The following is a 26,993-nucleotide window of genomic DNA, read 5'->3' as shown; positions in this document are numbered from 1 at the left end:
TATGAGACTTAAACGACAACATCCAAAAAGAGCCAAAAGCAGGCTGCTCTTTTTTTTATTTTTCCTGCTTCTTGCAATGAATAGTCGTGCACAGGAAAAATCTGTTGAAAAGAAAATTACCGGGAGAGTTTACGCTGCATTCAGTGAACAGCCCCTTGTTGATGTTACAGTATTGATTAAAGGCACCAGTGTACATACCTCTACAGACAGCACCGGTAGATTTGTTATTAATGCAAAGGTTGGAGATGTAATCGTCATCGGCAGGGTTGGTTACCTGCAAAAAGAAGTAACTGTTGGCAAAAGCAACACGATTGAGTTAAAACTGGAAGAGAATGGATCCGACCTTAAGGATGTAGTTGTTATTGGTTATGGCAAAACGAAGCGAAAAGATGTTACAGGTGCTATATCTTCTATTAGCGGAGAAGAACTTCGCCAAACACTTCCTACAACTATTGATCAGGCATTGCAGGGTAAAGTTGCGGGTGTAATGGTACAGCAGGTTTCTGGTCAGCCAGGCGGAGGTGTAGCTATTCAGGTTCGTGGAGTGTCTTCTATAACGGGAAACAACGCTCCATTGTATGTAATAGATGGAGTTATTATTCCTTCGCCAAATGATCCGGGCAGTGGTTCGAACCCGCTAAATACCATCAATCCTTCCGAAATTGAGAGTATTGACGTATTAAAAGATGCCTCGGCATCAGCAATTTACGGTTCGCAAGCTACAAATGGTGTAATCATAATTACTACTAAACGAGGGAAGGCAGGAGCTTCAAGCGTTTCATACGAAGGGTATTATGGTCTCCAGGAAATACCTAAGAAACTTCCTACCGTTAATCTGCAGGAATTTGCAAGTCTTTTAAATGATCGTGCTGTGGTATGGCAGTTTGATGCGAGACCAGAATTAGCAAACCCCAAATATTTGGGAACAGGTACAGATTGGCAGGCAGAATTATTCCGTAAAGCGCCGATGCAAAATCATTCTGTTACTGTTAATGGTGGCGATGCCCGCACACAGTATTTATTTTCAGCTTCTTATTTTGACCAGGAAGGTATTGCACTGGGTTCTGATTTTAAAAGATTTTCAGTTCGCTTAAACTTAGATAACAAAACAACCAATTGGCTGAAAATTGGAACCAGCCTTCAATTGGCACACGTTGACGAGAATGTCAATTCAACTACCTCAAGTGTTATTTCTAATGCGCTGAGCTTAACTCCTGATGTTCCTGTAAAAAATCTGGATGGAAGTTGGGGTGGTGTTACCAATGATGCCGGTTGGGTTGTACCTATTCCAAACCCCGTGGGGCTTGCGCTTTTGAATTCGCATACTAAAAAAAGAAACCAGGTATTTGGAAACGTATATGCAGAAATCCAGTTTTACAGGGATTTATCATTGCGTAATGAGGTATCCGGAAATTTCGATTTTACCAACGAAAAATCTTTCAATCCTACATATGATTTTGGCAGGGCCAAAAATACTACCAATTCCGCATCTTCTGCTTCCTCTCAGAATATATACACTGTAGTTCGCAATTATCTTACGTATGCCCATCTATTTGGAAAACTTAGTTTAAATGCATTAGCCGGGCACGAATCGCAATTAAACACTTTTGAAAGTGTATCAGCATCCAGAAGAGATTTTCCTTCCGATAATGTAACATCTGTCAGCAGCGGTGATGCCAATACAGCTGCTAACGGTGGTATATCAGGTTCAGGGCCTGCGCTTGAATCTTATTTTGGACGTGTTAATCTTGGATGGAACGACAAATATTTGTTAACTGGTAATGTTCGCAGAGATGGCTCTTCCAATTTTCCGGCAGATAATCGTTGGGTAACTACTTCGTCCGGCGCTTTTGCATGGAGAATAAATAATGAAAAACTTCTAAAAGGTATAAAATTTATTAATGACCTGAAGCTGCGTTTAGGTTATGGCGTAACCAATAACCAGGGGATACCGGGTAATACATTCGTTACAATGCTTTCTACTGTAAATAATGGCTTATCAGGTACGGCCCAATTCCAGTCTAACCTGGCAAATCCTTATGTAAGCTGGGAAAAAACGAAATATGCTAATGCAGGAATTGATGGAACGTTTTTAAACTGGAGATTAAGTTTTTCATTTGACATTTATGATCGTCAGACAGATGGACTGTTATTAAAGCTGCCGTTGCCATTATTTTCCGGAACCACTACAAGCTGGTCGCCGGGAGCTATGCAGGCGCCTTATGTTAATATCGGCGCTATTAGCAATAAAGGATTTGATTTTAGAATTAGTTCTACCAACATCAGGTCAAAAAATATTACATGGAGAACCGATATCACCGTTTCACACAACGTAAATAAGATAATAAGCTTAGGTAATGGTGATGTAGGAGCAAACTTATCGCAAACCTATAATGGATATGTTTTTGAAAAAACAGTCGTGGGTCAGGCAATCGGTTCGTTTTATGGCTATGTGTTCGATGGCATTTTCGCTACCCCTGGAGATTTTAAATCTCATGCACTTCCGGTAGACCAAAGTGGAAATCCATATCCTGTTTCACCTAATGGTGGTGGTATTTGGTATGGCGACAGAAAATATAAAGATCTCAACGGCGATGGTGTTATTAACACAAACGATCAAACGTTTTTAGGCTCTCCTTTACCTAAGTATCAATTTGGATTAAATAATTCCTTTACTTATAAAGATTTTGATCTAAACATTTTTCTTAGCGGAAGCTATGGAAATAAAGTATTTAACCAGTTGACAATTTCACAAACCTATCCTGGGAATAATACCAATTATTTTAAGGCTGTTTTGGGCTATGCCAGGGTTGAGTATTTGGATCCGAATGCATCACATGCTGATGTTAACAATGCTTACGTATCGAATCCCGATACAAAAATAGTGGGCTTGAGAAATGATAATACGAACGAAAATCTTCGCCCCTCTGATTTGTACATTGAAGATGGTTCATTTATCAGGTGCAAAAACATTACACTGGGATATAGAATTCCTGAAAGATTATTATCCAAAGCACATATGCATGCGCTCAGAGTTTATGCAACCGTTTCAAATGCTTTCATTATAACCAAATATTCGGGTATGGATCCTGAAATCGGATCCTGGAATCCGTTACAGGCTGGTTGGGATGGTGGATATTATCCTCAGCCGAGAACATTTACATTCGGAGTAAACCTGAATTTAACTAAATAACAAAATTTGAGATCATGAAATGAGCTATAAAATTTTCGAGCTATTATACCAAACGGCGGAGAAAATTTTATGGCGAATAACATGTGGCAAAATTCAAAAAATAAAAATTAGCACATGAAACGTCTTAATAAAATTTTACTGATTGCAGTGATTGCGGTCTCCTGCTTTGCTTGTAATAAAAGCTTTCTCGACCGTCCTTCGCAATCGCAAATAAGTTCGGATAACTTTTATAAAACCACTGCAGATTTAAGATTAGCCACTGCCAGTCTTTATGGTGGTTCTCCTTGGGGTGTATGGCATCACGAAGCCTATCTGCCTTTGGGAGATATCTTAAGCGGAAATGGCAACCGTCAATGGATCAGCGATTGGGTTCAGCTTTATACACGCACCATTACTGCTGGCAATAGCGTAATGCAGGGTGGATGGAAAGGATTGTATAATTTGATTGGTCAATGCAATGGTGTTATTAATTCCATAGAACAAAAGGCAGATAAATCCATCAGTGATGCAGATAAAAATGCAGCTATTGGCGAAGCAAAATTTATTCGTGGCACTGCCTATTATTATCTCGCTATGTTGTGGGGTGCAGTGCCTATCATCGAAGATAACAGTAAGCTTATTCAGGACCCATTACTAAAACGTAATGTTGTTTCAGATGTTTATCAGTTTGTAGTTAATGATTTAACTTTTGCCGCAAATAGCTTACCTCGTAACGATGAAAAAGGAAGAGTAACAACATGGTCAGCACAGGGAATGCTTGCAAAAGTTTACCTTACTATGTCTGGTTTGGAAGGCAATGGAAGTCGTGATCAGAAATTATTAGACAGCGCAAAAAAATATGCGGGAACCGTTTGTAATGAAAGCGGCTTGAGTTTATTGAATAATTATTACAACCTGTTCCAATCTCAGTACAATGATAACCAGGAAGTACTATTTGCACTTCAGTGGGCTACAGGTCCAAGTATTGGATGGGAAGAAGGTAATTTATTGCTGACTTATTCTCCATCGAATGATATCAACCCACAAAAAAATGGTGCGTGGCTTTCTTTGGACCCTACTTACGATTTGTATCTCAACTATTCTGCAAAGGACAGCATAAGAAGAAAAGCTTCGTTTATGCTTAATGGGGATTATTACCCCGAATTAAATGCAGCAGGAGGGGGATACACAGCTACTAGTCAAAGTATGAAGAAGCATATTATCGGGAACGAAAAGGATAACAATTCACCCTCTATGACCTTTACGGCATCAATTGAGCATGATGCACTGCTTCGTCTTGCAGATGTTTATTTAGTTTATGCTGAAGCGATCCTGGGGAATAATGGAACCACCTCCGATGCTGAGGGGTTGAAATATTTTAATAAAGTAAGAACAAGGGCTGGTGTTGATCCAGTTTCAACGATTAACATAGACAGTATTCTTAAAGAAAGAAGAATTGAATTCGCTTTCGAAGGGCAATATTGGCTGGACCTTGTTAGACTTTCTTACTGGAATTCTGCTAAAGCGGTTAATATTCTCAATAACCAACAGCGGGTAACATTTAAGTATGAAAATGGTATAGCTACCCCGGATTCACCTATTGGCACAGCTGTAGTGCCAGCTAATATTTCATCGTTTACACTGCAATTACCTGCATCCGAACTGGCAGCAGATCCAAATCTCGCTGAACCGCCTGTTAAGTATTTTTAATCCATAACGTTACAATATACTATTATGAATAAAATATTAAATCACCGATCATATTTGTCGCTTTTTATAGTGATAGTGGCATTATTGACGGCTTGTAAAAAAGATGTTGAAAGACCTCCTGTTATTTCAGAAATCAGAAGTTATGTGGCTACTCCGAATGACACCATTCTTAATAGCCTCGTTGCAGATGGTCAGTGGGTGGTTATTACGGGTCAGAATCTGAAAAATGCAATTGAAATAAAATTCAATGGTGTAACTACACCTTTTAACGGCACTTTGTTTGCCGAGAACAGTGCAGTAGTGCAAATACCTTCTATAATGTTTTCAACAATAGATACCAGTAAGCTATATACAATAGAGTACACAACAACTGGAGGTACAACCACTTTTCCATTTAAATTAGGACCCGGTGCGCCAACTATTAGTGCGATTTCCAATGTATTTGCTAACCCTGGCGACTCTGTTTTTCTATTCGGTACCAATTTAGTTCTGGTTCAAAGTCTTTCTTATGCAGGGACTGCTATAACATCTTTCCATTCAAACCTTAATGGTACTTCTCTTGGTTTTCTTATGCCTGCACAACAACCTGCTGATCAGATATTATTAACAACAAAAGGTGGTTCAGTAACATTTAAAATCGAGGCAATCCCCACGATTACCAGTGTTTCCAATGAAAATGCAATTGATGGGGATTCGGTGTATGTCCATGGTACCTATCTTAGAAATATTCAATCATTCACTTTTGCCGGAGCAGCTATCACCTCCTTTCAATCATCAGATGATGGTAGCTACGTTGGTTTTTTTATGCCTTCCATTTCAACAAGCGGTCCTGTCTCAATTACCACTCAATTCGGTTCAGTAACTACAATATATAATGTAAATGATATCAGCACAGGTTCTATATCAAACTGGGAGTGGGCTGGTAATTTTAATTGGCAATGGTGGGGTGGAAGTAATTTAACCAGTGGCGATCCAAATTCAGGATGGCCGCCTTACAATGCTGATTTTCCTGGGAATAAAAGTTTGTATCAGGTGTTACAAAGGGGCATTCTTAGTGGCGGCGAGGGTAACACCTGGTCTAGCTATGCCATACGCATGAACGCCGTACAATGGATACCTGCGGCCAATATGAATGATCCGATCGACAATTGGGCATTTAAGTTCGAAGTAAATATCCCACAACCGTGGAATGGTGGTACAATTGACATTCAAAGCTCCGATGTTACATACATAGCCCGGTGGGAACCATGGCAAACCTCTGCAACTACCACAGCGGCGTATAGCACAACCAGTTGGAAAACCATAACCATTCCTTTTTCTATGTTCCGTAAAACGGACGCTACACTTGGTGATGGTAAAGGAGCTTCAATGACAAAGTTTGTTGATTTATTGGGAACAACAGGAAACAGTGAATGTATTGTGTATTTACATAATTACAGCACATCTGATACACCCACAGGCTTTTATGGCGCGTTTGATAATTTAAGAGTGGTAAAAATAAAATAACAGTAGAATTGGAAGTTTCCAATCAAGCAAAGGATGACCTGGGGATGGGCAATGAAAAAAATTGCACCATCCCCTCAGAAGCTGTCTAAAGTGATTTATTTGAATGCCAGCCATGTTTCTTATGGCATCTTTCGTTGCGTCGCACTCTTGTGCCGTAGATTCTGTGAGCAGCGAGTGCGAAGTAATTGCTTGCATCCAGCAACTTTGGGGAACACTTCACCTGCTGTACAACTGTCATCTTCGGTTTCAAAATCGGGATACAAACAAAACTTAAACGGCTTCTTATAATACAGAAATTAAATTATTACACTTTGAGTACAGAAAAAATGAACAAGTTCAGGACTTATACAATGTTAGGGTTTGTCTTTGCAGTACTGTTGATGACAGGCTGTAAAAAAAACAATGGTACAATTACTCCGCAACTCTCCGCATCTCCATCTGAAATTGTTCTTCCGGCGAGCGGAGGAACAACCGATCTTACCATAAACGGAAATGCAAATTGGACTATTAGTAATGGAGCTTCATGGTTACAATTGAGCAAAACATCTGGCAATAGCGGTAATAGTACCGTCCAGTTATCTGCAACATCAAATGAGACCGGCGCTACCCGTTCTATAACATTATCAATAGACGCTGCAAACGGGCAGGCAAGGAGAGTTTCAGTTTCGCAACCTGCTACAATATATCCGTCTTACAATATATCTCCCCAGGCACCAGATTCAATTGGAATGAGCACTGCCGTGCAATTAGCGGATAAATTTACATTAGGATGGAATATCGGGAATACACTGGAAGCCACAGGTGGAGAAACAAGTTGGGGTAATCCTCTGATTACAGAATCGTATGTAAAATTTGTAAAGCAATCAGGTTTTACTGCTATTCGCTTACCCTGCGCATGGGATTTACACGTTGACAACAAAGCCACAGCACACATAGATCAAAACTGGATGAACAGGGTAAAAGAAGTTGTGGGTTATTGTGTTAATAACGGTTTGTATGTCATGCTGAACATTCATTGGGATGGTGGTTGGTTGGAAAACAACATCACTAAAGCAAAACAAGATTCTGTTAGTGCTAAACAGAAAGCATTATGGGAGCAAATTGCTACTGCCATGCGTGATTATGATGAGCATCTCCTGTTTGCAAGCGCTAATGAACCGAACGCTGATGATGCAGAGGAGACAGGGATCTTATTACAATATCATCAGGCGTTTATCAATGCAGTTCGCTCGACAGGAGGAAAAAACAGCTATCGCGTTCTTATCCTGCAAGGGCCAAGCACATCTATGTCATTGACATCGCAATACATGACCACACTTCCTGCCGACCCGGTAGCTAATCGCCTGATGGTTGAAGCGCACAACTATACACCTTCACAGTTTTGTTTCCTTAGTGAAGATGCGAGCTGGGGTAAAATGTTTTACTACTGGGGCAGCGGACATCATTCAACCATTGAACCTGATCGTAATGCTACATACGGGGAAGAGAGCGACATAATTTCTGACTACGATAAAGTTAAAGCAGCATTTATTGATAAAGGAATTCCGGTTATAATGGGTGAGTATGGTGCCTACAGGCGTGATAATTCCAACCATGTCCCTTTAGACCTGGCAACGCACGAGGCTTCGGTTGACTATTGGATAACCTTTACTACCAAAGAAGCATTAGCCCGTGGGATAAAACCTTTCTGGTGGGATACAGGTGGTGCATTGGATAGAAGCAATAACACAGTAAAAGATCAACGCACAATTGATGCTCTCATTGCCGGGTCTCATTAGTCAATGCCAAAAACAATATTAAAGAATTACAAAATATCAATTCCGGAATTGATATCGATCATGATTTCCGTTTCAGCAAGCAGTTATTAAAAATCCTAAGCCCTGCAGCAGTTAAACTGTTTTGCAGGCTCAGTCTTTTATTAAGTGTTTGGAATTTTTTGAACCCGGCTGCAGAACATACATAACGCTTTTCTTGCGTCGCACTCTTATACTGATGAATATGCAGCAGCAAATTATTTGCTATTACCATGAAAATATGCAGATGAAGTGATTGCGACGCAATGAAGATGCCATGAAAATCTTCTGCCGGTATTCAAAAAATGAGTAATTAAAACGAAGTGAAAGTGTATTTTGAAATTTTTAAACACAGAGAATAATAATAACATTGGTTATGCAGAAGTAGATGTGATTACAAAATAAGTTGCTTCGTTTATGCATATAAAACCATCTCGATTTTTTGTAACAAAAAATAAAGTGTATAATTGACAATTATTAATTGTCGTGAAAATAAATCTCTAAGGTGTTTGCTTTAGTAATACGATTTCTTGTAAATCTTTTTTGATTTTCGAATGTACCGGTATAAATAAATCATATCTATTTACCAATGAAAAGAAGAAACCTTATAAAAGGATTGGCAACGACAATCCCTGCATGGTGGTTATCGAAATCATCTGCAGCAGCAATATTAAACAGCACTAAACTTAATGGCGAACAAATTGCAGATGGTCCATTTGAACCAACATGGAATTCGTTGAAACAATATAAAGTGCCGGCATGGTTCCAGGATGCAAAGTTTGGTATATGGGCACACTGGGGTGCACAATGCCAACCTGAACACGGCGACTGGTATGCACGTGGCATGTATGAAGAAGGAAGTGATCATTATAAATATCATGTTGAGAAATATGGGCACCCTTCGAAGTTTGGATTTAAAGATGTAATAAATGAATGGAAGGCAGAGAACTGGAACCCTGATGCATTAGTAGAACTATATAAAAATGCAGGTGCCAAATATTTTGTTGCTATGGCAAATCATCACGATAACTTCGACAATTTCAAAAGCAGTTATCAATCATGGAATGCTACAAAGTACGGACCCAAAAAGGACCTGATTGAAGGGTGGGCAAAAGCAGCAAAAAAACATGGATTACCTTTTGGTGTAAGTGTTCATGCTTCGCATGCATGGATGTGGTATGAACCCTCACAGCGGAGTGATAAAACCGGCACATTTGCAGGCATTCCTTATGATGGCAAGCTTACAAAAACTGATGGAAAAAATAAATGGTGGGATGGCTTGGACCCGCAGGAACTGTATGCACAAAACCACCCGCTAAGTCCGGATGGTATTGACTTTGGTACAATGTGGAATTGGGGCGGCGGCACGAATGTTCCTTCAAAAGCATATTGTGAAAAATTCTTCAACAGGACAGTGGATCTCATAAATAAATACCAACCGGATATTGTTTATTTTGATGATACCGCTTTGCCTTTATGGCCCATCAGCGATGCAGGCTTACGCATTGCTGCATATCTTTACAACGAAAGCATAAAAAGAAATGGTAAGTTACAAGCAGTATTGAATGGAAAAGTTCTTGACGAAGAGCAGCGCAAATGCATGGTATGGGACATTGAACGCGGCGCAAGCAACAGCATTGAACCTTTCGAATGGCAAACAGATACCTGCATAGGAGGCTGGCACTATGATCGCAGGATTTACAACAACAAAAGTTACAAAACTGCTGCAACAGTAATACAAACATTGATGGATGTAATAAGTAAGAATGGTAATTTATTGCTCAATATTCCTGTTCGCGGAGATGGCAGTATAGATGAACTTGAAATGGCTATCGTTAAAGAAATAGGCGAATGGATGAAGATAAATAATGAAGCAGTTTATGCAACACGACCCTGGAAAATTTTTGGAGAAGGACCGGCTATTCAAACTGCTGCGCCATTAAATGCACAAGGTTTTAACGAAGGCAAGGGCAAGCCATTAGGCGCAGAAGATTTTCGGTTTACTACAAAGGGAAACAAATTATACGCGACGTTTTTTGAGTGGCCCGAAAGTGGGAAAGTGTTTATAAAATCTCTCGCCTCTGAAAAGATATCAAATGTTCAGTTGTTAGGCAACAATGATAACATACAATGGCAGCAAACAGCGGATGGACTTGCGGTTAATCTTCCGCAAAAGCAGCCCTGCGATAATGCATATGTGTTGAAGATAATATAACAGGATAAAAACAAGAACCATAGAGCTTAATATTGTTACATCACTATTGTCAGAAGAAGCAGTGTGGCCGCTAATGATTTAAATTTATTATCCGTTATTTCATGGCGCTTTCTGTCAGCTCAAAGTAATGCGTTCCAATGGGTACGTGGACTATTGCATAGATAAAATTGACATATTTTTGTATAGAAATGTACGATGCTGTTCATAATAGTAAAGAAGGAAGTTTTTTAAGATTTACCGCGACTGAAAATTATAATAGATTGAATTTAAATAAATAGTGAGCTTTCAAGCCGGCCCGTCCGGTCCGCAGAAAGGCTCACTTCAAAAAAGTGAGCCTTTCTTTTTTGTACAAAACCGAACAATTAAGACACTCCATTTCAATCTTTTATAACAGTCGACCTTCGGCGGCTGTTTGCCGAAAGAGTTCGGCGATCATGAAAAATTAAATTGATGAAATTGATCGTCAAGTTCAACTTGCATCCGACCTTATAAAATTTGCAAAGCGACAGGAAGTTGCTGAATTAGGTGCATACATAAAGGAGAAATCTGATCCTGCTTTAAAGTTGTATAAACTTGCACAGGAAGATTTTAATTTAAAAAATGCATATGTGCCTGATGTGCCTCAAATTTGTTAAGTCAACACTGCAATTGCATGGCACCGTTTTAATTAAGACAAAATAAATTGACGAAAAAAAGCGCCATAAGACCCTTCAGTCCAAGGAGTAAAAACCTTGATTGGGGATGATAAAAAGACCCAAGATCGCCCTTCGCTACCCCATTAAATAAGCTAATCCACTATTTACAAACTCGCATAAATCTGCGATCCTGCGTGTGTTGAATAATTGTTCTATCAGGTTTCTTGCTTCTTTATATTCGTTATGTATAGGACATGGATGCGAAGCTGAGCATTTGCTTAAGCCCAATCCGCATTCCTTAAATACGTTTTTTCCATCAATTGCTTCCACTATATTAATGATAGGCTGTTTTGTTTGTTCTTTGGAAATATAAAATCCACCCGACGGTCCTTTCACACTGTTAACGACGCCTTGCTTAACGAGTGTTTGCATAAGTTTGCCAACAGTGTGTTCACTTGCATTAATATATTCGGCTATTTCCTTAATACCTGCATTCTCGCCACTTTCAAATTTTGAAGCAAGATATACCGCAGCCTTTATCGCAGTTTTACATGTATAACTTAACATTCGTTACCTGTTTAAAAAATTTCTGCCTTCTTCCGATATCATTTCATAACGCCAGGGCGGATCAAATGTCAATTCCACCAGCACGTCAGAGTCCGGAAAATTTATTTTTAAATTGTTGGTTACGCCATCAACAATGCTTTCGCCCATCGGGCAAAATCTTGTACTCAATGTCATTAAACAATTAACTTGTCTTGCTTCTTCATCAAAATTCAACTGGTATATCAAACCCATATCAGCCACGTTCAATCCCACTTCGGGATCAATAACATCATGCAATCCGGCAAGCGCAAACATGCATTTAACACTATGATTTGTTGACACATTCATTTGCTGTTTTGTTTATGAAAAAGTATTTTGAAAACATTCAGATTATAAAGGAAAGCACAGCAAAACAAAAGTATTGCACCGGTTTTTATTGCGATATCATCCGCTGATAAAATTCCGATCAAGAAACACCCAAATCCAACCACGTAACTAATCGCCATGCCGTTAAATATTTTTTTGCTGAATAAATCCCCAGGGCTGGGTGTTTTCCCCAGACCCGCTTTTGCATGATAAACTTTATTCCATACAATAAAAGGTAATGTCTTAAATGTCATCCCTAAAATAATGGCGGTTAGCCATCCAAAAAATATGCTGAAGCCATAGGCCAATATCAAGCTACCATTTACAGATGACAAAAGCAGCAACAGCACAATAAGTAACAGGCATATCAATGGCGCTATCATCATCAGAACAGAGAGCAATGAAATTTTCATTTGCCCGTCAACGCGTTTACGGATCCTTTGTTGATGAGCTTTATAACAGTAAAATACAAATAAACTCAGCCCTGCTGCAATAAATAGTGCGGAAAACAAATAAAAGACTGGTTTTGCCGAATAAACAAACAACAGAACAAATGCTATGAGCCCAAGATTTATCAATGCATATATCCGCCACAAAAGCTTTTTGTTATCATATTTAGAGATCAAAAACATTGGAATCAATCTTGAGCCAACGCCCGTAACAAGCAACAAAAACCATCCGGCAATCCCTGCATGCGCATGAAGCGAAAGATAATGCAGGGAATCCCTTGGTAAAATGTTATAGGTAAAATTATAAACAAGCAATGCGCCTATTGCAGTTGTAATAAATAGCCATATTGCAGCTGTAAAAACAAACACCGACTGGACATTTTCGTGTTTGCATTTTGCAATACTTGCTGAAACATTGATGAGATAGCAAACAATTGCTGCATTGATAAGCATCGCTCCATATTGCGCCGGCCACCTCATGTTGAAAGTGTAAAATGCATATACCAGCAATGGAATACCGACAGCAGCAAATGCAAATGAAAGATAGGCGAGCGTATTGCTGTATAATTTTCCTTCAATCAGCACCGGCAACAGTTGATGGCTTGTGCCTAAAATGATCATGGTACCCCAGCCGAGCGTCATGGCATGCGTGATTGCCAAAGTGTGCGGCTGAAAATAATGTCCAGTTACTTGGGAGGATGTGAACAATAGTATAGCAGCTGCAAGAAATGATAATGCTGCGTAAATATAAAACGGCAATACTACTTTATGCGTGGTGGTTCTTGTATCGTTGTTACCTGCTATCATTGGGTTTTAAAGATTAACAGATGCACGTCGTTGCCGGCTACTTCTTTTATACGATAATCAAATTTTCTTTGCCTGAGTTCGGGCAGCAGAAACACAGGAATGCGTTTATGATAAACATATAATGCTTTTTCTTCCGGCAATTTTTCCAGTGAATCTAAAATGGTTAACATTGGCTGCGGCATTTCTAGTGCACGCACATCAATGGTTTGCATTTTATCATGGAATTCTTCCATCATTTCTTCCCAATTCTTTGATCCAACTGCAACCTGCAGCGGTTCACTTTGTTTCGTTTCTGCTGCCCTGTAAAAATAAGTCTCCACCAAATCTTCATCAATCAAGTTGACATATGATTGAAATCCTTGTTTCCCCAACAAAAGCATTAATGGTGTGGGTTCAAAGCTGTTGATGATCTTGAGCGCCTGGTTTTGCTGAACCTTGCTTATTTTTTCAAGAATAATCCTGAGTGGATCCTTTCCCGATGCAATGATGGGCCGCACATCCAAAACAACAATGTCACCGGTTTTTAAAGACGAAATAAATTCCGGAACTTCTTTTTGCTCTTCATTAACTCCGGTAACCGTATCATCAATTTCAAAACCTAATGGCTGAAGTTTTATGAAGAAATCAGCAGGATCGCATCCACCGATTTTGCTTGCCATCGAAACGGTTGTTCGCCCTGCCATTAACCTTCTTAAAACAGGATTACGCAGTTTCGTAAATTTTGGTGAAATGCTGATGATGGCTTCCAATGCATCAGGATTATGTTTTAGGATCGCTGCAATTTTTGTATTATCATTAATAATCATGGCTGCTAAGCATTATGTATGTGCGAATAATTTCATGGAGTTACTTACATGATCATCTTTATTGATGCTGATGAAAATAGCTTCTAACTCATCCGTATCCATTTTTTCCTGTAAGTGATTGAATAGAACTCTTTCTTCAAATCTTATGTGTACCTCGAGTAAATCTGCAAACTCCTTTAGCAATTCTTTGTCCTCATTGTTTTCACGAAGCGATTCGATAAGCAGGTAAATTTTATTATGCTCCGTTTTTGCTTGTTTGCGTAAAACATCATCAGCAGGCAATTTGCTGAATAGCAGAGATTCTTCGTCTTTGAAATGTTGATTTAAGTTATCATCAAAAAAAGTCAATACATATTCGCTGATAGGTTTCGCATCCATATTCCCCTTCAAATCATTGCGGATCTTCCACACCAGTAATAAACCAAAATGATGATCTCTTGAAAAAGAAACAAATGCTTTATCGCGCCTGATAGGTTTATGCTCTTTCATTGTTTAATTGCTTTTCAAATTCAAGTGCTTTTGGAAAAAGGATATTGTTTTCAAGATGAACATGTGTATGCAGGTCGTCTTCAAATTCGTCAAGCATCCTGTACAACAGGCTATAGCTTGCGCACGCATCCTGAGGTAATGCATAATTGTTGCTTAATGTTCTTATTTCTTCAAGGTTTTTGCCCACTAACTCATGTTCCATTTCCATCATGGCAATAGGGTTTTGAATAGTGCCAAAATGTGCCACGTGCATTGTCTGTGCATTATTTTTTGAAGTGACCAGTTCTTTGATGTAGGGGAATAAAATATTTTCTTCTTTTATCATGTGGGCAGATAACTCTGCTTTAATTTCTTCCACCAACTGATGAATCGCCAGCAATTCAGGATGCTTGTCTCCGTGCACCTGCGCCACTTTAGCAGCATATCCCTGTATCTCGGGCAATGATTTTTTTACATAGCTATGATGCGTGTTCACAATATAATCGGCAAGAAAATCGAGACTCCAGTCATTATAAGGCAAGGGACGGGTAGAAAAATATTTATCGGCATGTTGCAACTCCTGTTCTATTTTAGTAACATCCAACCCTTTATCTGCACATGCCTGCTTCACTGTTTTTTTACCGCCGCAACAAAAATCAAGTCCATACTTTTTAAATATCTGTGCCTTGCGCAAATCCTTTGCAGCAATTTGCCCAAGTGTTTCTTCGCGCTCACCTGTATTATTTCTGGTTATGCGGACTTTCCATACCTCGGGGCCCTGTTCAAGATATTCCCATTTGAAAATGTTTCCTCTTTCTCCCAGTAATTGATAATAGAGCGGTTTAGGATCGTGGTCGTTGTGAATGGTTAAGCTTTCACCTTCCTGCAAGGCATCAAAGTGTGTAAAAATTGCAGGATGCTTTTGCCTCGGTTCAAGTAATGTTACATTCAAAATGTTTTGTTGTGTTGTTTGCATGGCTTTATGTTTATTGATTATATAAAAAGTTTCTAAATTTTGTTTTCCGTTCGCCGGGTCTTATTGCAGAAAGCAACCGAGTCCCTTTGCGGTAGAAATCTTGATGGGTAAATGATGGAGATATGCTTCCAGTGCATCTTTTAAATAGAAATGTTTTACCGTGCCCATATTCATTGGTCCGTCATCAATAGCTCCTTTATACAACACGTTCCCCCTGTTATCAACAAGCACACAATCGGTGCTTACTGCTGGTTGTAACTGCTGCACAAGCTGATGATGATTGTCTTTTATATACGGCAAATTCCAGCCGAGATCATGAATTAAATGCTGCATAGCCGTGTTGCTCTCTTTGCTGTCTGTAAAAACAGCGGTGAAGTTTACTTTATCACCATAATTTTTTATCAACGAGCCAAAAGTTTCTTTGTGATTATAGATGCAAGGGCATTGTGATTGCAGAAACAGATAAATCTTCAGCTTTCCCGGTGGGGTTGCCTGCAGCGCCATGAATGAACTTAACAAGCCTGCTATGATAAATAATATCTTTTTCATCTTTCATGTTTTTTCAAATGAAGTGGGCTGATTTTATGAATATTGTTGCTGGAATATTTCAATCCACTTTGATCCGGTTTTTTATTTCGCCTCAATCAAACCGATAGCTCCTTGTTCAACACTGGCAAATGAGTGATCAACAAAGGCGTAAGTACCTTTTTCGGGAACAACAAATTCAACAATAGCGCCGTTGCTGCTGCCCAGTTCCACCGTTTGCATTCCGCGAAGCTCATTGTGAGGATTACCGTCGAGCCACACCTTATCGAAGATGGTTCCTACGACATGGAAACTTGAAGTAAGATTGGCACCTGCATTCAGAATGTATAACCTTACGCGGTCGCCGGCTTTTACTTCAAGCGGGCTTTGAACGTATTGTTTGTACTTGCCATTAAAAGTCACAAACATCGGCTGCCGATTTCTCGCGCTGTTCACGTCTGTTTCATACATACTGTCGTTCTGTTTTAGATAAAATTCATTTTGCACGATCGTGAATTCCTTGTCCACCTTGCCCGGAAAACCATTTTTAGGTTCAACGATAATCATACCTGTCATGCCAGAAATCATGTGCTGTAAAATCACAGGCGTACCACAGTGATACATAAACACGCCGGGATAATTTGCGGTGAATTGAAAATGCAATGCTTCACCGGGGTTGATGCTTCTGTACTTATCATGCGGGTCGACCATAGCAGCGTGAAAGTCTATGGAGTGGGGCATTGGTGGAGATACTTCTGCAGTAAGGCCGGAACGATTGAACATTGTGAACTTTACAATCTGACCAACGCGCACTCTTAACACAGGACCGGGTACTGAATCGCCGAATGTCCAGGCCCAAAAACTAACACCTTCGGCAACCGTTATTTTTTTGTGTTGCACATCTACTCTTATCGCCACTGTGTCATTATCAACAATGGCAGGAAGACCAGGAGCATAAGCTACAGGTCCGTCCGTTGTTGTTGCAGGAATAGCTTCTTTGGTTATATATGCTTTGGGTGCGCCATAAGCCATTTTATCATTGATTCCCGGATCATTGCTTTTGTCTGCAGTTGAGAAGCAACTGCTGAACATCGTGGTTATAAATACCAGCGTTAAACTTAGATTATGTTTCATATAAATATTTTTAGTTTGAAAGTTCCCCGGATAATGGTATCTACATTCCTGATTTCCCCTATCGGTCATTTCTCTTTTTCCATTTCCGATTTATAGCACAAAGATATATTTAAAAGTTTAGAAGTACTTTAATACTTTTATTATTTAAGCTATTTATACTGAGAATCATGTTTGTTTATGATGAAGATCAGCCGCAGTGCTGTCGACACTCAGCATTATTTTTATTGCCTTTGGTTCAAAATCCCGCCTGAGTTTTGGGACAAAAGAAAACTTTGCATTAAGGAAAGTTTGCCAAAAGAATTTGGTGAACAAGAAAAGTTGAATGACGAGATCGCCCGGCAATTTCGTCTTGCAAGTGATCTCATAAAATTTGCAAAGCGACAAGAGGTCGCTGAATTGGGATTATTCACTTGCGGCATTTTCATGTTATATTTTTCGAGAATTTTTTTTTACTTCAAGACGTAATGGAACAATTACAAACCGACTTATTAAAAACTTGTGTAAGTATATAGCATCTAATGTATGCTGGGGAACGATATAGGTTTTAAAGGCCTGTCCGTCGTGATTTACTTTTTTAGCTGCGTTAGCGGCCGTGATACGAACGCAGTACTAGCTTTTCATCTCTATTTTCCCAACACCACCTGCAAGATCATCAATTTGTTTTTTTCGCCAACCCTATTGGTCAAATAGAAAATAAATTTTAATAGTGCGCGATGAAGACCGGCAAGTTGATAGACTTTACAACCAAATCAGCATCGCTTTTGGTGAACAGGTTCGATACCCAGCTTCTTCCATAAGCACCCATTACAACAAACATATTCTCTTTTTCCAAAAGATAAGCGAACAATTCTTTTCCTAGCTCACCCTGCAACTTTCCTAGCTCACCCTGCAACACAACCATATCAATATTGCTGTAATGGGATTGTAACCACTCTTTTAATTTGCGATTTTCGCTAACTATATTTTCATCATCTTTATTAACATGTACAATCCTGATCATTCTATCTGTAAACTGCGGAAATAAATAGGTGAAGAGCTTGATTGCATATACCGAAGATCCGGAACCATCGTAAGCAAATATGATCTCATCAACCCCGTCAAAACTGTCAGGTGAAATTATTACAGGACACTCAGTATTTGCAAGAACATCCTTTACAAATTTTGTGGGTATGCTTTCTGTTCTTTTTGAAAAAGATGTTTCAGCGTCTATTATCAGGAAATCTGCAAACCTGCTTTCTTCGATCAGTTCTTCCGCAGGGATACCGCGATCAAGATGTACATAATGCGCAACGCCTTTGTTTTTACAAACCTTATTGAACTGAATTATTGCCATTTCGCAGGCTTTTCTCTTAAGAATATTGTCAGGTATATCCGTAGTCAAAATTGTTTCTATATAAGGTGAACCATACATGCTTTTTATAACCGCTCTGTCTTCATAAGAGAGATTTTCGAGAAATACCCCAGTAAGTTTTGAATGATTTGCGTTGGCAAGGTAACATGCGAAATTGAGCGTCTTCTCATCAGGCGAGAGCACATCTATAACCACTAATATTTTTTCCATTATGAAATTTTAGCAAGGTTAATGGTTCAATGTTCTTTGTGTAGATGCTTGTTCTTTACAGTGGATATTTTTTGATTCTTGTGTGCAATAAAGATACTTTGTGAGAATACCCATAATCTATGACTGGTATCAGTATAACAAATAATTGAAATCACGCTGATTAAATACAGGGCAAACATGAGATAAAAGAATCTCCATAACCTGATATGAAAAACATGGATAGAAATTTTCCCTGAGATGAATTTACTTGCTTCTGTATCCGGCCAACTAAACTCAGTTATCAGAGAAATGGGGTTTTAAAATGACACTGGTCTGTTCAACTTTAATTCGGTTGCGAAAAGTTGATGATCAAAATCATATATAAAGGACGCTAAGATCATTGGCTGGTGGTATTCATAAATTGAAACTTCGTGGATATTATTATTTGTTGATCAGTAATCCTAAATATTTTGTTATGAAAACAAACCTTATTCAGCAGGAGATATTATTGTTGACAGATTCAACATTTTCTCAACAATTAATGGGTGAAAAAGGCAGTTCAGATAGTGATAAATACCTTTCACAAACAGAGCAATTGGAAAATGCGTGCTGGAATGGCGCACTGTATGAAATGCTTCCGGGTGTAATAAAAAAAACACCAGGAGGGAAAAACCTCTATGTATGGGAGGTGCGGTCTTACGCGAATTTTCTTGAAATGGAATTGGGCGAGTATCTGGAAACAACAAAACAACAGGATTCAATTAACCCGTATATTTTTCTTTCGGCACTATATTATAATTGATCTTCAAAAAATAATAAACCCTCAATAGTTTTAGTTTTCCCTCATGCTCATTTTAATAACCATTATTACTTTTTTTTCAACACTCGCAGGTGGCCTGTTTGCCTTAAGGGTTAAAGACCGATGGGGACTTATTCCAGGTTTTAGCGCAGGCGCAATTATAGGAGTCGGCTTTTTTGATCTGTTGCCGGAATCACTTTCCCTCGCAGGTGGAAAGCATAGTTTTGAAATAATTAATTCGATGGCGGCTCTGGGATTTCTTATCTATATGACCCTTGACAGGCTTGCTATACTGCATTCGGATTCAAAAGAACAGCAGGTAAAAAATAAAATAAAAGGCAGAATTGGTGCGGGCAGTTTATCGATACATAGTTTTCTTGATGGCATCGCAATAGGATTTGTATTTAACATCTCAGTTTCTATGGGGACAATTGTTGCGGCTGCTGTGATAACACATGGTTTGTCTGACGGTATCAACACGGTCATGATTATTATTAAAAATAATTGTAAAAGAAAAGAAGCTATTAAATGGCTGCTGATTAATTCATTGGCGCCTGTGGCGGGAATTTTATCAACATTTTTTTTCTCGCTGCCTACATCTTTGCTTGGATTAATGCTTGCTTTATTTGCTGGTTTCTTTTTTTACCTGGGGGCAACCGATCTGTTACCGGAATGTCAGCATGAATATTCTATAGGGAGTACAATCATGACAATTTCAGGAGCTGTTGTAATATATGCTGCTGTTAGATTATCAGGCTATTGACTGAAATAAAATGAAAAAATTCTATCATTACGTTGTCTCGACGTTTTTGAGCAGAATACCTGCAAATTCAAATACCGGGAACCACTACGGAAAGCCGCAGCATAAAGCAATCTCACGAAATACACCTTAATAACAAGGAATATCTAACAATTTACTCTTTGTTCTTTTAAAATTTCATAAATTAACGTGAGTTCTGCATGAACATCTATTTTTGATGATACCAACTTTGGAATTTTATAGCATCGTTCGTTGCGTCGCAAGCACTTCATCAATATATCTTTTGGCATCTAAAAGCTCAACTCATAATCAGAACGATGAAAGGATTGCGACGCAACGAAGACCAATCAGGGTATAAAAGCTGGTATCATAATTATTTTATCTTATCCCGAAATCACGTTAAATTAAACGAATGTTATCTTTTTCAATCAGCGGAAGTTACACTGACCTGTATGAAATAACTATGTCAGAAACATATTTCATGGAAGGCCGAAAAGATGATACTGCATGTTTTGATTATTTTTTTCGTAAAGTGCCGAACAAGGGAGGGTATGTGGTTTTTGCGGGATTGCAGGACGTTTTGAATATATTGACGGACCTGCATTTTACAGATGATGATCTTTCCTTTCTCAGAGAATTAAAATTCAATTCTTCCTTTATTGAATATCTTAAGAGATTTCAGTTTCGCGGTAATGTATATTCTTGCATGGAAGGCGAAATTATTTTTCCCAATTGTCCTATACTTCGTGTTGAGGGAAATATTATTGAAGCACAACTGGTGGAAACACTGCTGCTGAACATACTCAATTTTGAATCACTTATTGCAACCAAAGCTTCACGGATGAGGTATGTCGCGGGTAATCGCCTCCTGAGCGATTTTGGTTTACGAAGAGCACAGGGTATGGGCGGTATACTTGCTGCAAGAGGTGCCATTATTGGTGGATTCGAATCAACCAGTAACGTATATGCAGCACAATTATACAGATTGCCTGCTGCAGGAACGATGGCACATTCTTTCATTGAAAGCTATGATAGTGAACTCGAAGCTTTTCGTGCTTTTGCAAAAGCACGTCCGGATGATTGCATATTCCTTGTTGATACATATGATACACTTAAAAGCGGTGTACCTAATGCTATTACAGTTGCAAAAGAAATGGAAAGCAATGGGCATCGTGCGGGAGGTATCCGTTTGGACAGTGGTGATCTTGCTTATCTCTCCAAAGTTGCAAGAAATGAGCTCGATGAAGCTGGTTTGCATTACATGAAAATAGTAGCTTCCAATCAACTCGATGAGTATGTAATTAAAAGTTTAACTGAGCAGGGTGCACAGATTGATATTTTTGGCGTAGGTACGCGTCTTGTTACTGGTCAACCGGATGCTGCACTGGATGGTGTTTATAAACTTTCGATGGCTTCCGGAAAGCCTCGCTTAAAGTTATCAGAAACACTTGAGAAAATAACATTGCCCGGGATAAAGCATACGTATAGAGTAATTACCAGCGATGGGCTATTCTTTGGTGCAGATGTAGTTACGCTCACAGAAGAACAACAAAAAACTGACATCATGTATCATCCCTTTGAAGCTGGTAAATCTCTTGTAATAGGAAATTTTCAGCAGGAACCTTTGCTGCAAAAAGTGATGGAGAAAGGAAAAATAATTTCTCAGTCTTATTCATTAAAAGATATTGCCGGGTATGCAAAGAGGAGATTATTACTCTTACCCACAGAGTATAAAAGATTTGAAAATCCACACCTGTATAAAGTAGGTGTAAGCAAAAAATTACTGGCATTAAGAGATCAGCTGAAAGATGATTATAAAAAATAATAGAATGAAAGCACTTCTACTTGTCGATATTCAAAACGATTTTTTACCCGGTGGCGCATTGGAAGTTCCTGCAGGCGATAAGATTATTCCTGTTATAAACGAACTGCAAAACTATTTTGAGTTGGTTGTCATTACACAAGACTGGCATCCTCCTGATCATAAAAGCTTTGCATCCAGCCATGTAGGGAAAAAACCTTTTGATGTAATAGAATTAAACGGATTGCAACAAACCCTTTGGCCGGATCATTGCGTGCAGGGAACATCAGGTGCAAGTTTTCCTGTTGCATTTAACACGAATAAAGCGGAGGCAATTTTCAGAAAAGGTACCGATCCGGAAATAGACAGCTACAGCGGTTTTTATGATAATGGCCATCGTAAATCAACCTGTCTCGCTGATTATTTGCGTGGCAAAAAAGTAAAAGAAGTTTATATAACCGGATTATGTGGTGATATATGTGTCTTCTATACAGCGATGGATAGTTTGAAGGAAGGGTTTGAAACATATATCATAGAAGATGGCACTTGTCCTTTGAAGAAGGAAGACTTTATAACAACGATGCAGGTGTTTAAAGACAAAGGCGGAATGATTATTCAAAGTGGTAGTTTGCCCGCAGCTTTGAACATCGTGGGGGCTAAAACGCAATAAAGAACGGATTTGTAAGATCAGGTTTATTATAACAGAGTTCTGATTTCATATCAGCCTGGTACACGCCCCTGTTGGAAGCGTTTAAAATTGCATGAGCAGCCGCCGTGTCCCATTCCATCGTCGCTCCCAATCTTGGATAAATATCAGCCCGGTTTTCAAGAAGTAGCATGAATTTAAGTGAACTGCCAAGTGACATAAGCTTTGTACTTTGAAACTGTTTTATAAACGTCATTGTTTCAGAATTCACGTGAGATCTGGAAGCTATTACTGTTATATGTTCTCTTTGCAGCAGATCTTTAAATTGAACTCTTTCAGCCAATGGCGGAAATTCAACCAGGCTCCCTTTCTCATTTTTGAACGCCCCCGTTTCTTTTGACCCACTATACAAAGTATCGTTACATGGCGCATAGATTACACCTCCGGCAGCGGTATTCTGTCTTACGAAAGCAATATTGATAGTGAACTCACCATTTTTATTAATAAACTCTTTTGTCCCGTCAAGCGGATCTATCAACCAAAAATATTCCCATTGTTTTCTTTTTTTGAAATCAATATGCCCCCCTTCTTCGGAAAGAACTGGTAAATGGGTCTTATCAAGGTGCCCCGTGATAATTGTATGAGATATTTTATCTGCCTTGGTTACAGGAGAAGCGCCTGTCTTTATATCTGTTTCAAATTCCCCAGATCTGTATATTTCCATAACTGCTTTGCCTGCATCAAGCGCCGCATACTTTGCTATTTCCAATAAATTCTGTACATCTGTCATCTTCTGCCCCTGAGTTTTGCTAACATCCAAATATTATCTATTATCATTCAAAATATAAAGCTATCGCAGTATATGCATGCATCTGCCGGGATAATACCGCAGGCATTTAATAATACAATAGCACCCGGTACTAATTCATCAATTGGTATTTCTTTTCTATGCCGCTTTTTCTTACCGTTGCGTTCATGATTTCGGTATTTTATTAAGACAGCGTTGTTGAGTAAACGGGTACTTGCCTCACTTTCTGCTAAACCATTTAGAGAAGAGTCAGTTTGATAGAAAAGTTCTGGCTTATCAAGGCTCCAGAAAGATTTTATTGGTTGCACTGTTTTCGTTTTATTGCTTTTATACAAATTATTTTTTATCGGACCGCCTGTTGTGTAATTCATTTGTGCATTCTAAACTTTATTCATCTTAGAATATTACATTACGTTGTAAGTATTTTGTCATATTGTTCTGCCAGTGCTACATATCTGTTTGCTTTGGTAAGCCATCCGTTGTCTCTTTTATAATTCGATTCTGTTACATGTCTTGCACCAAGGTAAGCCCGGAGACAAGCTCTTTTTATTTTATAAAAAAGAACCAATGACGGATTTATATTATCTGAAGTTTGTTCGGAATAAGTGTTAAAAAAAAATTCACCAAGAACAACATTTCCTAACATTTCACATTCCATTGCAAAGTAAGAAAGCTCTTCAGCCGTATCCAATATTCTCAATGCACGGCTGAATTCAAGACGATCAATAATCACTGGTTTTGGAGTAAGGCAAACATGCTCGGGTCTAAGATCACCATGCGCTTCAATAATTTTTTTCTGCGATACCCTTTCGTTAAAAAGTAATGAATGTTTCTCCAGGAAACAGAGCAGTTTGTTTGTAAGCTTTTTGATTACCTGTTCAGGTAGTTTATAGTCCGGTTGAATCAATGCTTTATAGTTTTCTATAACCTCTTTTCGTAATTTTTTTTTGTATTCCTCTTCACCCATCCTTACAGATGGCTCTTCCTTGTAAAAATTTGAAAGCAATAAAGCCGCCTGTTTTAATCGCTCTTCATTAATACAATTATGCCTTATAGCATGATCGAGCATTGTTTCCTGAGATATGTAGTTCATTTTTACCAACCATTCTTCAATTTTACCATTCCCGCTCAGTTCTAACTTACCTTCTTCAGTTGAAGTGAGTGGTGTAAGCCCTATGTATATATCTTCAGCCAATTTTTTATTTAACCGAATTTCTCTTCTGCAATCTTTCAATCTCGAGGCTAGCGTTCGATGATCCAGGTAATTGTATCTGACAGGTTTTTTTAATTTGTACACAAAATTGCCAACAAAAAATATCCATGACATGTGCGTCTCCTTTGTATTCACTTTTTGTGCATGAAAAGGATAGACTTCAGGCTGTTTTAAAAACGCAACCTTTTCTTCAATCGAAAAACGATTATCAGTAACTGCTTCTACTGTATTTTTAGTTGTCATTTGTTCCCAATTTAATCATTCAGCAGTGCTGTAATCGAACCTCCTTCATTTATTCTTTTTATTGTCTCAGCAAACAAGGTTGCTGCATTTAATACCGTTACTTTCTCTTTCGTCTTTGTATTGTTTAACCTGAAAGGCGGAATGGTATTCGTAATAATTATTTGCTGCAACATTTCTTTACCAAAAACCTCGTCTGGATTTCCCGTGAAGATTCCGTGAGTGGCAAGTGCAAATATTTTTTTAGCTCCTGCTTTTTTACAAGCTGTGGCTGTACGGGCTATAGTAGTTCCTGTACTGATAAGATCATCAACAATGATAGCAGTTTTATCTTTTACTTCTCCCAACAATATGGAGCCCGATACAACTCCCTGGCTCCTGTATTTTTCCATAAACGCCAGGGGAATATTTCTCTCCATCCTTTTCTGTAAAGACTGCTGAAACTGTTCTGCTCTTTTAATGCCTCCAATATCAGGAGACACAATCACCACATTTTCATTTGAAATCAATGGAGCTAAATAATCTGCAAATATTTTTTTTGCTTCAAGATTTTCAGTGGAACAGCGAAAACTATTTTGAAATGCCTGGATGTTGTGTACGTCCATTGTTATGATACGATCGGTTCCAACTGCTTCAAAAAGTTGTGCTATATAACGTGTAGTAATGGGGTCCCTTGATTTTGTTTTCCTGTCCTTACGTGCATAGCACAAATAAGGAACAACAGCTGTGACATTTTTCGCGGAGGCATCTTTTAATGCGCCTATAAAGAATAGTAAACGGCAAAGTTTATCATTTACACTTTGCATTCCATCACTATATAAAGAATGAATCACGAATACTTCTTCATTGCGCACATTTTCCATTGAACGGATTTTGTGTTCACCGTCTTCAAATTCTCTTTCTTCATGCATGCTTAGCGGAATATTCAATTCCTTTGCGATTTGCTCACCGAATTCTATACTATTAAATAAAGAAAAAAGTTTCATAAAAAATAAGTTCTAATAGCTTATAATCTTAAACCGTCATTGATTTGCCGGATGAACGTTAATAATCTGAATAGTTATATTCGGTAATTAGGAATATAAATTATTATTTTTTAAATAATGACAAAAGAACCAAATTACGAAAATTGCGACGCTACAGCTACCTCATGCATTTTGTATTGTCTGGAAGAAGTTACTTCTTACTTCACTTTAAATATGAAATGTGTTTTTAATTTATTTGTGTCTTGACTTTTTCCTGCGGCAAATGAAATTCAACAGTCATAAAATTTAGCTTACTTTGAATGTACTCATTGAATGAATTGGTTTACTCCTTGCCAATTACTTCTTTCTTTACCATGTCACTTACAATCAGCTGTCCATATTCATGCGCCAGTGATTCTGAATTATCGGGGTTGAAAGATTTTGTTTGAACAGAATAAACAAGGTGTTTGGTAGTTGCATCATATAAATTGCTTTCCCAGAAATATTCAGTATTGGTAACATAATAACCGGGGGTATAGACACGTCCATATATCGTTGTGTAATAACCCCAGAAACGGTCATAATAAATTGCATATGGTGTGTAAATAATGTGATTGGGAACGTAATTACGTTCTTTTGATTTATCAAGCAATACAATTGTCATTATCGCATCTGTTCCTGTATTTTTTATTTGCTCAACAAACCCTTCTTCATTCATTTTATCAAATTCTTTAGGACCATATTGCTGATACGCGGAAATAGCATCAATGGCGTGTGATTTTAGATCTCCTACCAAGTGCTGTTCCATTTTTTCTTTCAGGCTGTTATCCGGTTGAGATAATGCTATGACTAAGATTTTTTTGTACTTAACAGGCGTTGAGGCAGGCGCTTTCCATGAAGAAGTAATACGGGTATTTGTACATGATATTACAATAAGCGTGATTAATAAAAGTGATACAAAACTCTTTTTCATAACTTTTTGCTTTATGTCGTAACTATTTCTCAACAAAAGAAGTGTTTGCATTTGGTGATTAATGACTTTAGTAAAATACTGAGAATAAAGGAGATAAGCTTAAGCAAGATTATTGATGAATTAACATCACCGGAACATGA

General features: G+C 38.4%; 24 protein-coding genes. 10 read left to right on the top strand and 14 right to left on the bottom strand.

The window, feature by feature from the left end; all coding sequences use genetic code 11:
- Nucleotide 1 precedes the first annotated feature (1 nt).
- From FRZ67_RS18545 to FRZ67_RS18525, 5 genes are all read left to right on the top strand, one after another.
- Complete coding sequence (locus tag FRZ67_RS18545; protein WP_147192033.1) at nucleotides 2-3,193, top strand: SusC/RagA family TonB-linked outer membrane protein; 3,192 nt, start codon at nucleotides 2-4, stop codon at nucleotides 3,191-3,193.
- 114 nt (nucleotides 3,194-3,307) lie between these two features.
- Nucleotides 3,308-4,882: a RagB/SusD family nutrient uptake outer membrane protein gene (locus tag FRZ67_RS18540; protein WP_147192031.1), complete on the top strand. Its 1,575-nt coding sequence runs from the start codon at nucleotides 3,308-3,310 to the stop codon at nucleotides 4,880-4,882.
- A 24-nt stretch (nucleotides 4,883-4,906) separates the two neighbouring features.
- A complete protein-coding gene (locus tag FRZ67_RS18535) occupies nucleotides 4,907-6,388 on the top strand; it encodes a glycan-binding surface protein (RefSeq protein ID WP_147192029.1) in 1,482 nt (493 codons plus the stop codon).
- Nucleotides 6,389-6,714: 326 nt separating this feature from the next.
- Nucleotides 6,715-8,166, top strand: a complete 1,452-nt coding sequence (locus FRZ67_RS18530; RefSeq protein WP_158638407.1) for a cellulase family glycosylhydrolase — start codon at nucleotides 6,715-6,717, stop codon at nucleotides 8,164-8,166.
- A 604-nt stretch (nucleotides 8,167-8,770) separates the two neighbouring features.
- A complete protein-coding gene (locus FRZ67_RS18525) occupies nucleotides 8,771-10,396 on the top strand; it encodes an alpha-L-fucosidase (RefSeq protein WP_147192028.1) in 1,626 nt (541 codons plus the stop codon).
- Between the two features lie 770 nt (nucleotides 10,397-11,166).
- Here FRZ67_RS18525 and FRZ67_RS18520 read toward each other — a convergent pair.
- From FRZ67_RS18520 to FRZ67_RS18485, 8 genes are all read right to left on the bottom strand, one after another.
- Nucleotides 11,167-11,598, bottom strand: a complete 432-nt coding sequence (locus FRZ67_RS18520) for an RrF2 family transcriptional regulator (protein WP_147192025.1) — start codon at nucleotides 11,596-11,598, stop codon at nucleotides 11,167-11,169.
- Between the two features lie 3 nt (nucleotides 11,599-11,601).
- A complete protein-coding gene (locus FRZ67_RS18515; RefSeq protein WP_147192023.1) occupies nucleotides 11,602-11,925 on the bottom strand; it encodes a metal-sulfur cluster assembly factor in 324 nt (107 codons plus the stop codon).
- Nucleotides 11,922-13,199, bottom strand: a complete 1,278-nt coding sequence (locus tag FRZ67_RS18510; RefSeq protein ID WP_147192021.1) for a cytochrome C oxidase subunit I — start codon at nucleotides 13,197-13,199, stop codon at nucleotides 11,922-11,924. Before FRZ67_RS18510 ends, FRZ67_RS18515 begins: the two co-directional genes overlap by 4 nt.
- The gene (locus FRZ67_RS18505; protein ID WP_147192019.1) at nucleotides 13,196-14,005 is read right to left on the bottom strand and encodes a DUF2249 domain-containing protein; all 810 of its coding nucleotides are present in this window, start codon (nucleotides 14,003-14,005) and stop codon (nucleotides 13,196-13,198) included. The genes FRZ67_RS18510 and FRZ67_RS18505 overlap by 4 nt, the downstream gene beginning before the upstream one ends.
- Before the next feature lie 12 nt (nucleotides 14,006-14,017).
- Nucleotides 14,018-14,494 carry a hemerythrin domain-containing protein gene (locus tag FRZ67_RS18500; RefSeq protein WP_147192017.1) on the bottom strand — a complete coding sequence of 159 codons (477 nt, stop codon included), beginning with the start codon at nucleotides 14,492-14,494 and terminating at the stop codon, nucleotides 14,018-14,020.
- Nucleotides 14,481-15,449, bottom strand: coding sequence for an iron-sulfur cluster repair di-iron protein (gene ric / locus FRZ67_RS18495; protein WP_147192015.1), 969 nt, complete (start codon nucleotides 15,447-15,449; stop codon nucleotides 14,481-14,483). The genes FRZ67_RS18500 and ric overlap by 14 nt, the downstream gene beginning before the upstream one ends.
- A 60-nt stretch (nucleotides 15,450-15,509) precedes the next feature.
- Nucleotides 15,510-15,998, bottom strand: a complete 489-nt coding sequence (locus FRZ67_RS18490) for a DUF6436 domain-containing protein (RefSeq protein ID WP_147192013.1) — start codon at nucleotides 15,996-15,998, stop codon at nucleotides 15,510-15,512.
- An 81-nt stretch (nucleotides 15,999-16,079) separates the two neighbouring features.
- Nucleotides 16,080-17,108: a multicopper oxidase domain-containing protein gene (locus FRZ67_RS18485; RefSeq protein ID WP_158638406.1), complete on the bottom strand. Its 1,029-nt coding sequence runs from the start codon at nucleotides 17,106-17,108 to the stop codon at nucleotides 16,080-16,082.
- A 177-nt stretch (nucleotides 17,109-17,285) separates the two neighbouring features.
- Between FRZ67_RS18485 and FRZ67_RS18480 the strand changes: the two genes are divergently transcribed.
- Entirely contained in the window at nucleotides 17,286-17,573 is a 288-nt protein-coding gene (locus FRZ67_RS18480) for a hypothetical protein (RefSeq protein WP_147192009.1), read from the top strand.
- Nucleotides 17,574-17,808: 235 nt separating this feature from the next.
- Here the strand turns inward: FRZ67_RS18480 and FRZ67_RS18475 are convergent, their stop codons facing one another.
- On the bottom strand, nucleotides 17,809-18,669 hold the full coding sequence (locus FRZ67_RS18475; protein WP_147192007.1) for a universal stress protein: 861 nt from the start codon (nucleotides 18,667-18,669) through the stop codon (nucleotides 17,809-17,811).
- Nucleotides 18,670-19,123: 454 nt separating this feature from the next.
- Here FRZ67_RS18475 and FRZ67_RS18470 point away from each other — a divergent pair, with 454 nt between their 5' ends.
- The 4 genes from FRZ67_RS18470 to pncA all read left to right on the top strand — a co-directional run bounded on the left by FRZ67_RS18470 (nucleotide 19,124) and on the right by pncA (nucleotide 22,678).
- On the top strand, nucleotides 19,124-19,450 hold the full coding sequence (locus FRZ67_RS18470) for a hypothetical protein (RefSeq protein WP_147192005.1): 327 nt from the start codon (nucleotides 19,124-19,126) through the stop codon (nucleotides 19,448-19,450).
- Between the two features lie 43 nt (nucleotides 19,451-19,493).
- Nucleotides 19,494-20,210 (top strand): ZIP family metal transporter, encoded by a 717-nt coding sequence (locus FRZ67_RS18465; RefSeq protein ID WP_147192003.1) that lies wholly within the window; start codon nucleotides 19,494-19,496, stop codon nucleotides 20,208-20,210.
- A gap of 409 nt (nucleotides 20,211-20,619) precedes the next feature.
- On the top strand, nucleotides 20,620-22,032 hold the full coding sequence (locus tag FRZ67_RS18460) for a nicotinate phosphoribosyltransferase (protein ID WP_147192001.1): 1,413 nt from the start codon (nucleotides 20,620-20,622) through the stop codon (nucleotides 22,030-22,032).
- Nucleotides 22,033-22,036: 4 nt separating this feature from the next.
- On the top strand, nucleotides 22,037-22,678 hold the full coding sequence (pncA, locus tag FRZ67_RS18455; protein WP_147191999.1) for a bifunctional nicotinamidase/pyrazinamidase: 642 nt from the start codon (nucleotides 22,037-22,039) through the stop codon (nucleotides 22,676-22,678).
- Here pncA and cysQ read toward each other — a convergent pair.
- The 5 genes from cysQ to FRZ67_RS18430 form a co-directional block, all read right to left on the bottom strand.
- The gene (gene cysQ / locus FRZ67_RS18450; protein WP_147191997.1) at nucleotides 22,665-23,444 is read right to left on the bottom strand and encodes a 3'(2'),5'-bisphosphate nucleotidase CysQ; all 780 of its coding nucleotides are present in this window, start codon (nucleotides 23,442-23,444) and stop codon (nucleotides 22,665-22,667) included. The genes pncA and cysQ overlap by 14 nt on opposite strands.
- A 47-nt stretch (nucleotides 23,445-23,491) precedes the next feature.
- Nucleotides 23,492-23,833 carry a hypothetical protein gene (locus tag FRZ67_RS18445; RefSeq protein ID WP_147191995.1) on the bottom strand — a complete coding sequence of 114 codons (342 nt, stop codon included), beginning with the start codon at nucleotides 23,831-23,833 and terminating at the stop codon, nucleotides 23,492-23,494.
- A gap of 38 nt (nucleotides 23,834-23,871) precedes the next feature.
- Nucleotides 23,872-24,918: a hypothetical protein gene (locus FRZ67_RS18440; protein WP_147191994.1), complete on the bottom strand. Its 1,047-nt coding sequence runs from the start codon at nucleotides 24,916-24,918 to the stop codon at nucleotides 23,872-23,874.
- A gap of 11 nt (nucleotides 24,919-24,929) precedes the next feature.
- Nucleotides 24,930-25,901 (bottom strand): ribose-phosphate diphosphokinase, encoded by a 972-nt coding sequence (locus FRZ67_RS18435; RefSeq protein WP_147191992.1) that lies wholly within the window; start codon nucleotides 25,899-25,901, stop codon nucleotides 24,930-24,932.
- A 322-nt stretch (nucleotides 25,902-26,223) separates the two neighbouring features.
- Entirely contained in the window at nucleotides 26,224-26,853 is a 630-nt protein-coding gene (locus tag FRZ67_RS18430) for a hypothetical protein (protein ID WP_147191990.1), read from the bottom strand.
- Nucleotides 26,854-26,993: the final 140 nt, after the last annotated feature.

The sequence above is a fragment of the Panacibacter ginsenosidivorans genome (assembly GCF_007971225.1).
In the GTDB taxonomy this organism is placed as follows: Bacteria; Bacteroidota; Bacteroidia; order Chitinophagales; family Chitinophagaceae; genus Panacibacter; species Panacibacter ginsenosidivorans.
Note: the sequence above shows the minus strand (reverse complement) of the source record. Positions and strands in the feature narration are given on the sequence as shown.

Coding starts and splice junctions, on each gene's coding strand:
- FRZ67_RS18470 (WP_147192005.1), top strand. CDS start 19,124: ATGAAAACAAACCTTATTCAGCAGGAGATATTATTGTTGACAGATTCA.
- pncA (WP_147191999.1), top strand. CDS start 22,037: ATGAAAGCACTTCTACTTGTCGATATTCAAAACGATTTTTTACCCGGT.
- FRZ67_RS18445 (WP_147191995.1), bottom strand. CDS start 23,833: ATGAATTACACAACAGGCGGTCCGATAAAAAATAATTTGTATAAAAGC.
- FRZ67_RS18530 (WP_158638407.1), top strand. CDS start 6,715: ATGAACAAGTTCAGGACTTATACAATGTTAGGGTTTGTCTTTGCAGTA.
- FRZ67_RS18475 (WP_147192007.1), bottom strand. CDS start 18,669: ATGGAAAAAATATTAGTGGTTATAGATGTGCTCTCGCCTGATGAGAAG.
- FRZ67_RS18535 (WP_147192029.1), top strand. CDS start 4,907: ATGAATAAAATATTAAATCACCGATCATATTTGTCGCTTTTTATAGTG.
- FRZ67_RS18460 (WP_147192001.1), top strand. CDS start 20,620: ATGTTATCTTTTTCAATCAGCGGAAGTTACACTGACCTGTATGAAATA.
- FRZ67_RS18480 (WP_147192009.1), top strand. CDS start 17,286: ATGATGAAGATCAGCCGCAGTGCTGTCGACACTCAGCATTATTTTTAT.
- FRZ67_RS18440 (WP_147191994.1), bottom strand. CDS start 24,918: ATGACAACTAAAAATACAGTAGAAGCAGTTACTGATAATCGTTTTTCG.
- FRZ67_RS18520 (WP_147192025.1), bottom strand. CDS start 11,598: ATGTTAAGTTATACATGTAAAACTGCGATAAAGGCTGCGGTATATCTT.
- FRZ67_RS18515 (WP_147192023.1), bottom strand. CDS start 11,925: ATGAATGTGTCAACAAATCATAGTGTTAAATGCATGTTTGCGCTTGCC.
- FRZ67_RS18435 (WP_147191992.1), bottom strand. CDS start 25,901: ATGAAACTTTTTTCTTTATTTAATAGTATAGAATTCGGTGAGCAAATC.
- FRZ67_RS18525 (WP_147192028.1), top strand. CDS start 8,771: ATGAAAAGAAGAAACCTTATAAAAGGATTGGCAACGACAATCCCTGCA.
- FRZ67_RS18490 (WP_147192013.1), bottom strand. CDS start 15,998: ATGAAAAAGATATTATTTATCATAGCAGGCTTGTTAAGTTCATTCATG.
- FRZ67_RS18510 (WP_147192021.1), bottom strand. CDS start 13,199: ATGATAGCAGGTAACAACGATACAAGAACCACCACGCATAAAGTAGTA.
- FRZ67_RS18485 (WP_158638406.1), bottom strand. CDS start 17,108: ATGAAACATAATCTAAGTTTAACGCTGGTATTTATAACCACGATGTTC.
- ric (WP_147192015.1), bottom strand. CDS start 15,449: ATGCAAACAACACAACAAAACATTTTGAATGTAACATTACTTGAACCG.
- FRZ67_RS18545 (WP_147192033.1), top strand. CDS start 2: ATGAGACTTAAACGACAACATCCAAAAAGAGCCAAAAGCAGGCTGCTC.
- FRZ67_RS18430 (WP_147191990.1), bottom strand. CDS start 26,853: ATGAAAAAGAGTTTTGTATCACTTTTATTAATCACGCTTATTGTAATA.
- FRZ67_RS18505 (WP_147192019.1), bottom strand. CDS start 14,005: ATGATTATTAATGATAATACAAAAATTGCAGCGATCCTAAAACATAAT.
- cysQ (WP_147191997.1), bottom strand. CDS start 23,444: ATGACAGATGTACAGAATTTATTGGAAATAGCAAAGTATGCGGCGCTT.
- FRZ67_RS18500 (WP_147192017.1), bottom strand. CDS start 14,494: ATGAAAGAGCATAAACCTATCAGGCGCGATAAAGCATTTGTTTCTTTT.
- FRZ67_RS18465 (WP_147192003.1), top strand. CDS start 19,494: ATGCTCATTTTAATAACCATTATTACTTTTTTTTCAACACTCGCAGGT.
- FRZ67_RS18540 (WP_147192031.1), top strand. CDS start 3,308: ATGAAACGTCTTAATAAAATTTTACTGATTGCAGTGATTGCGGTCTCC.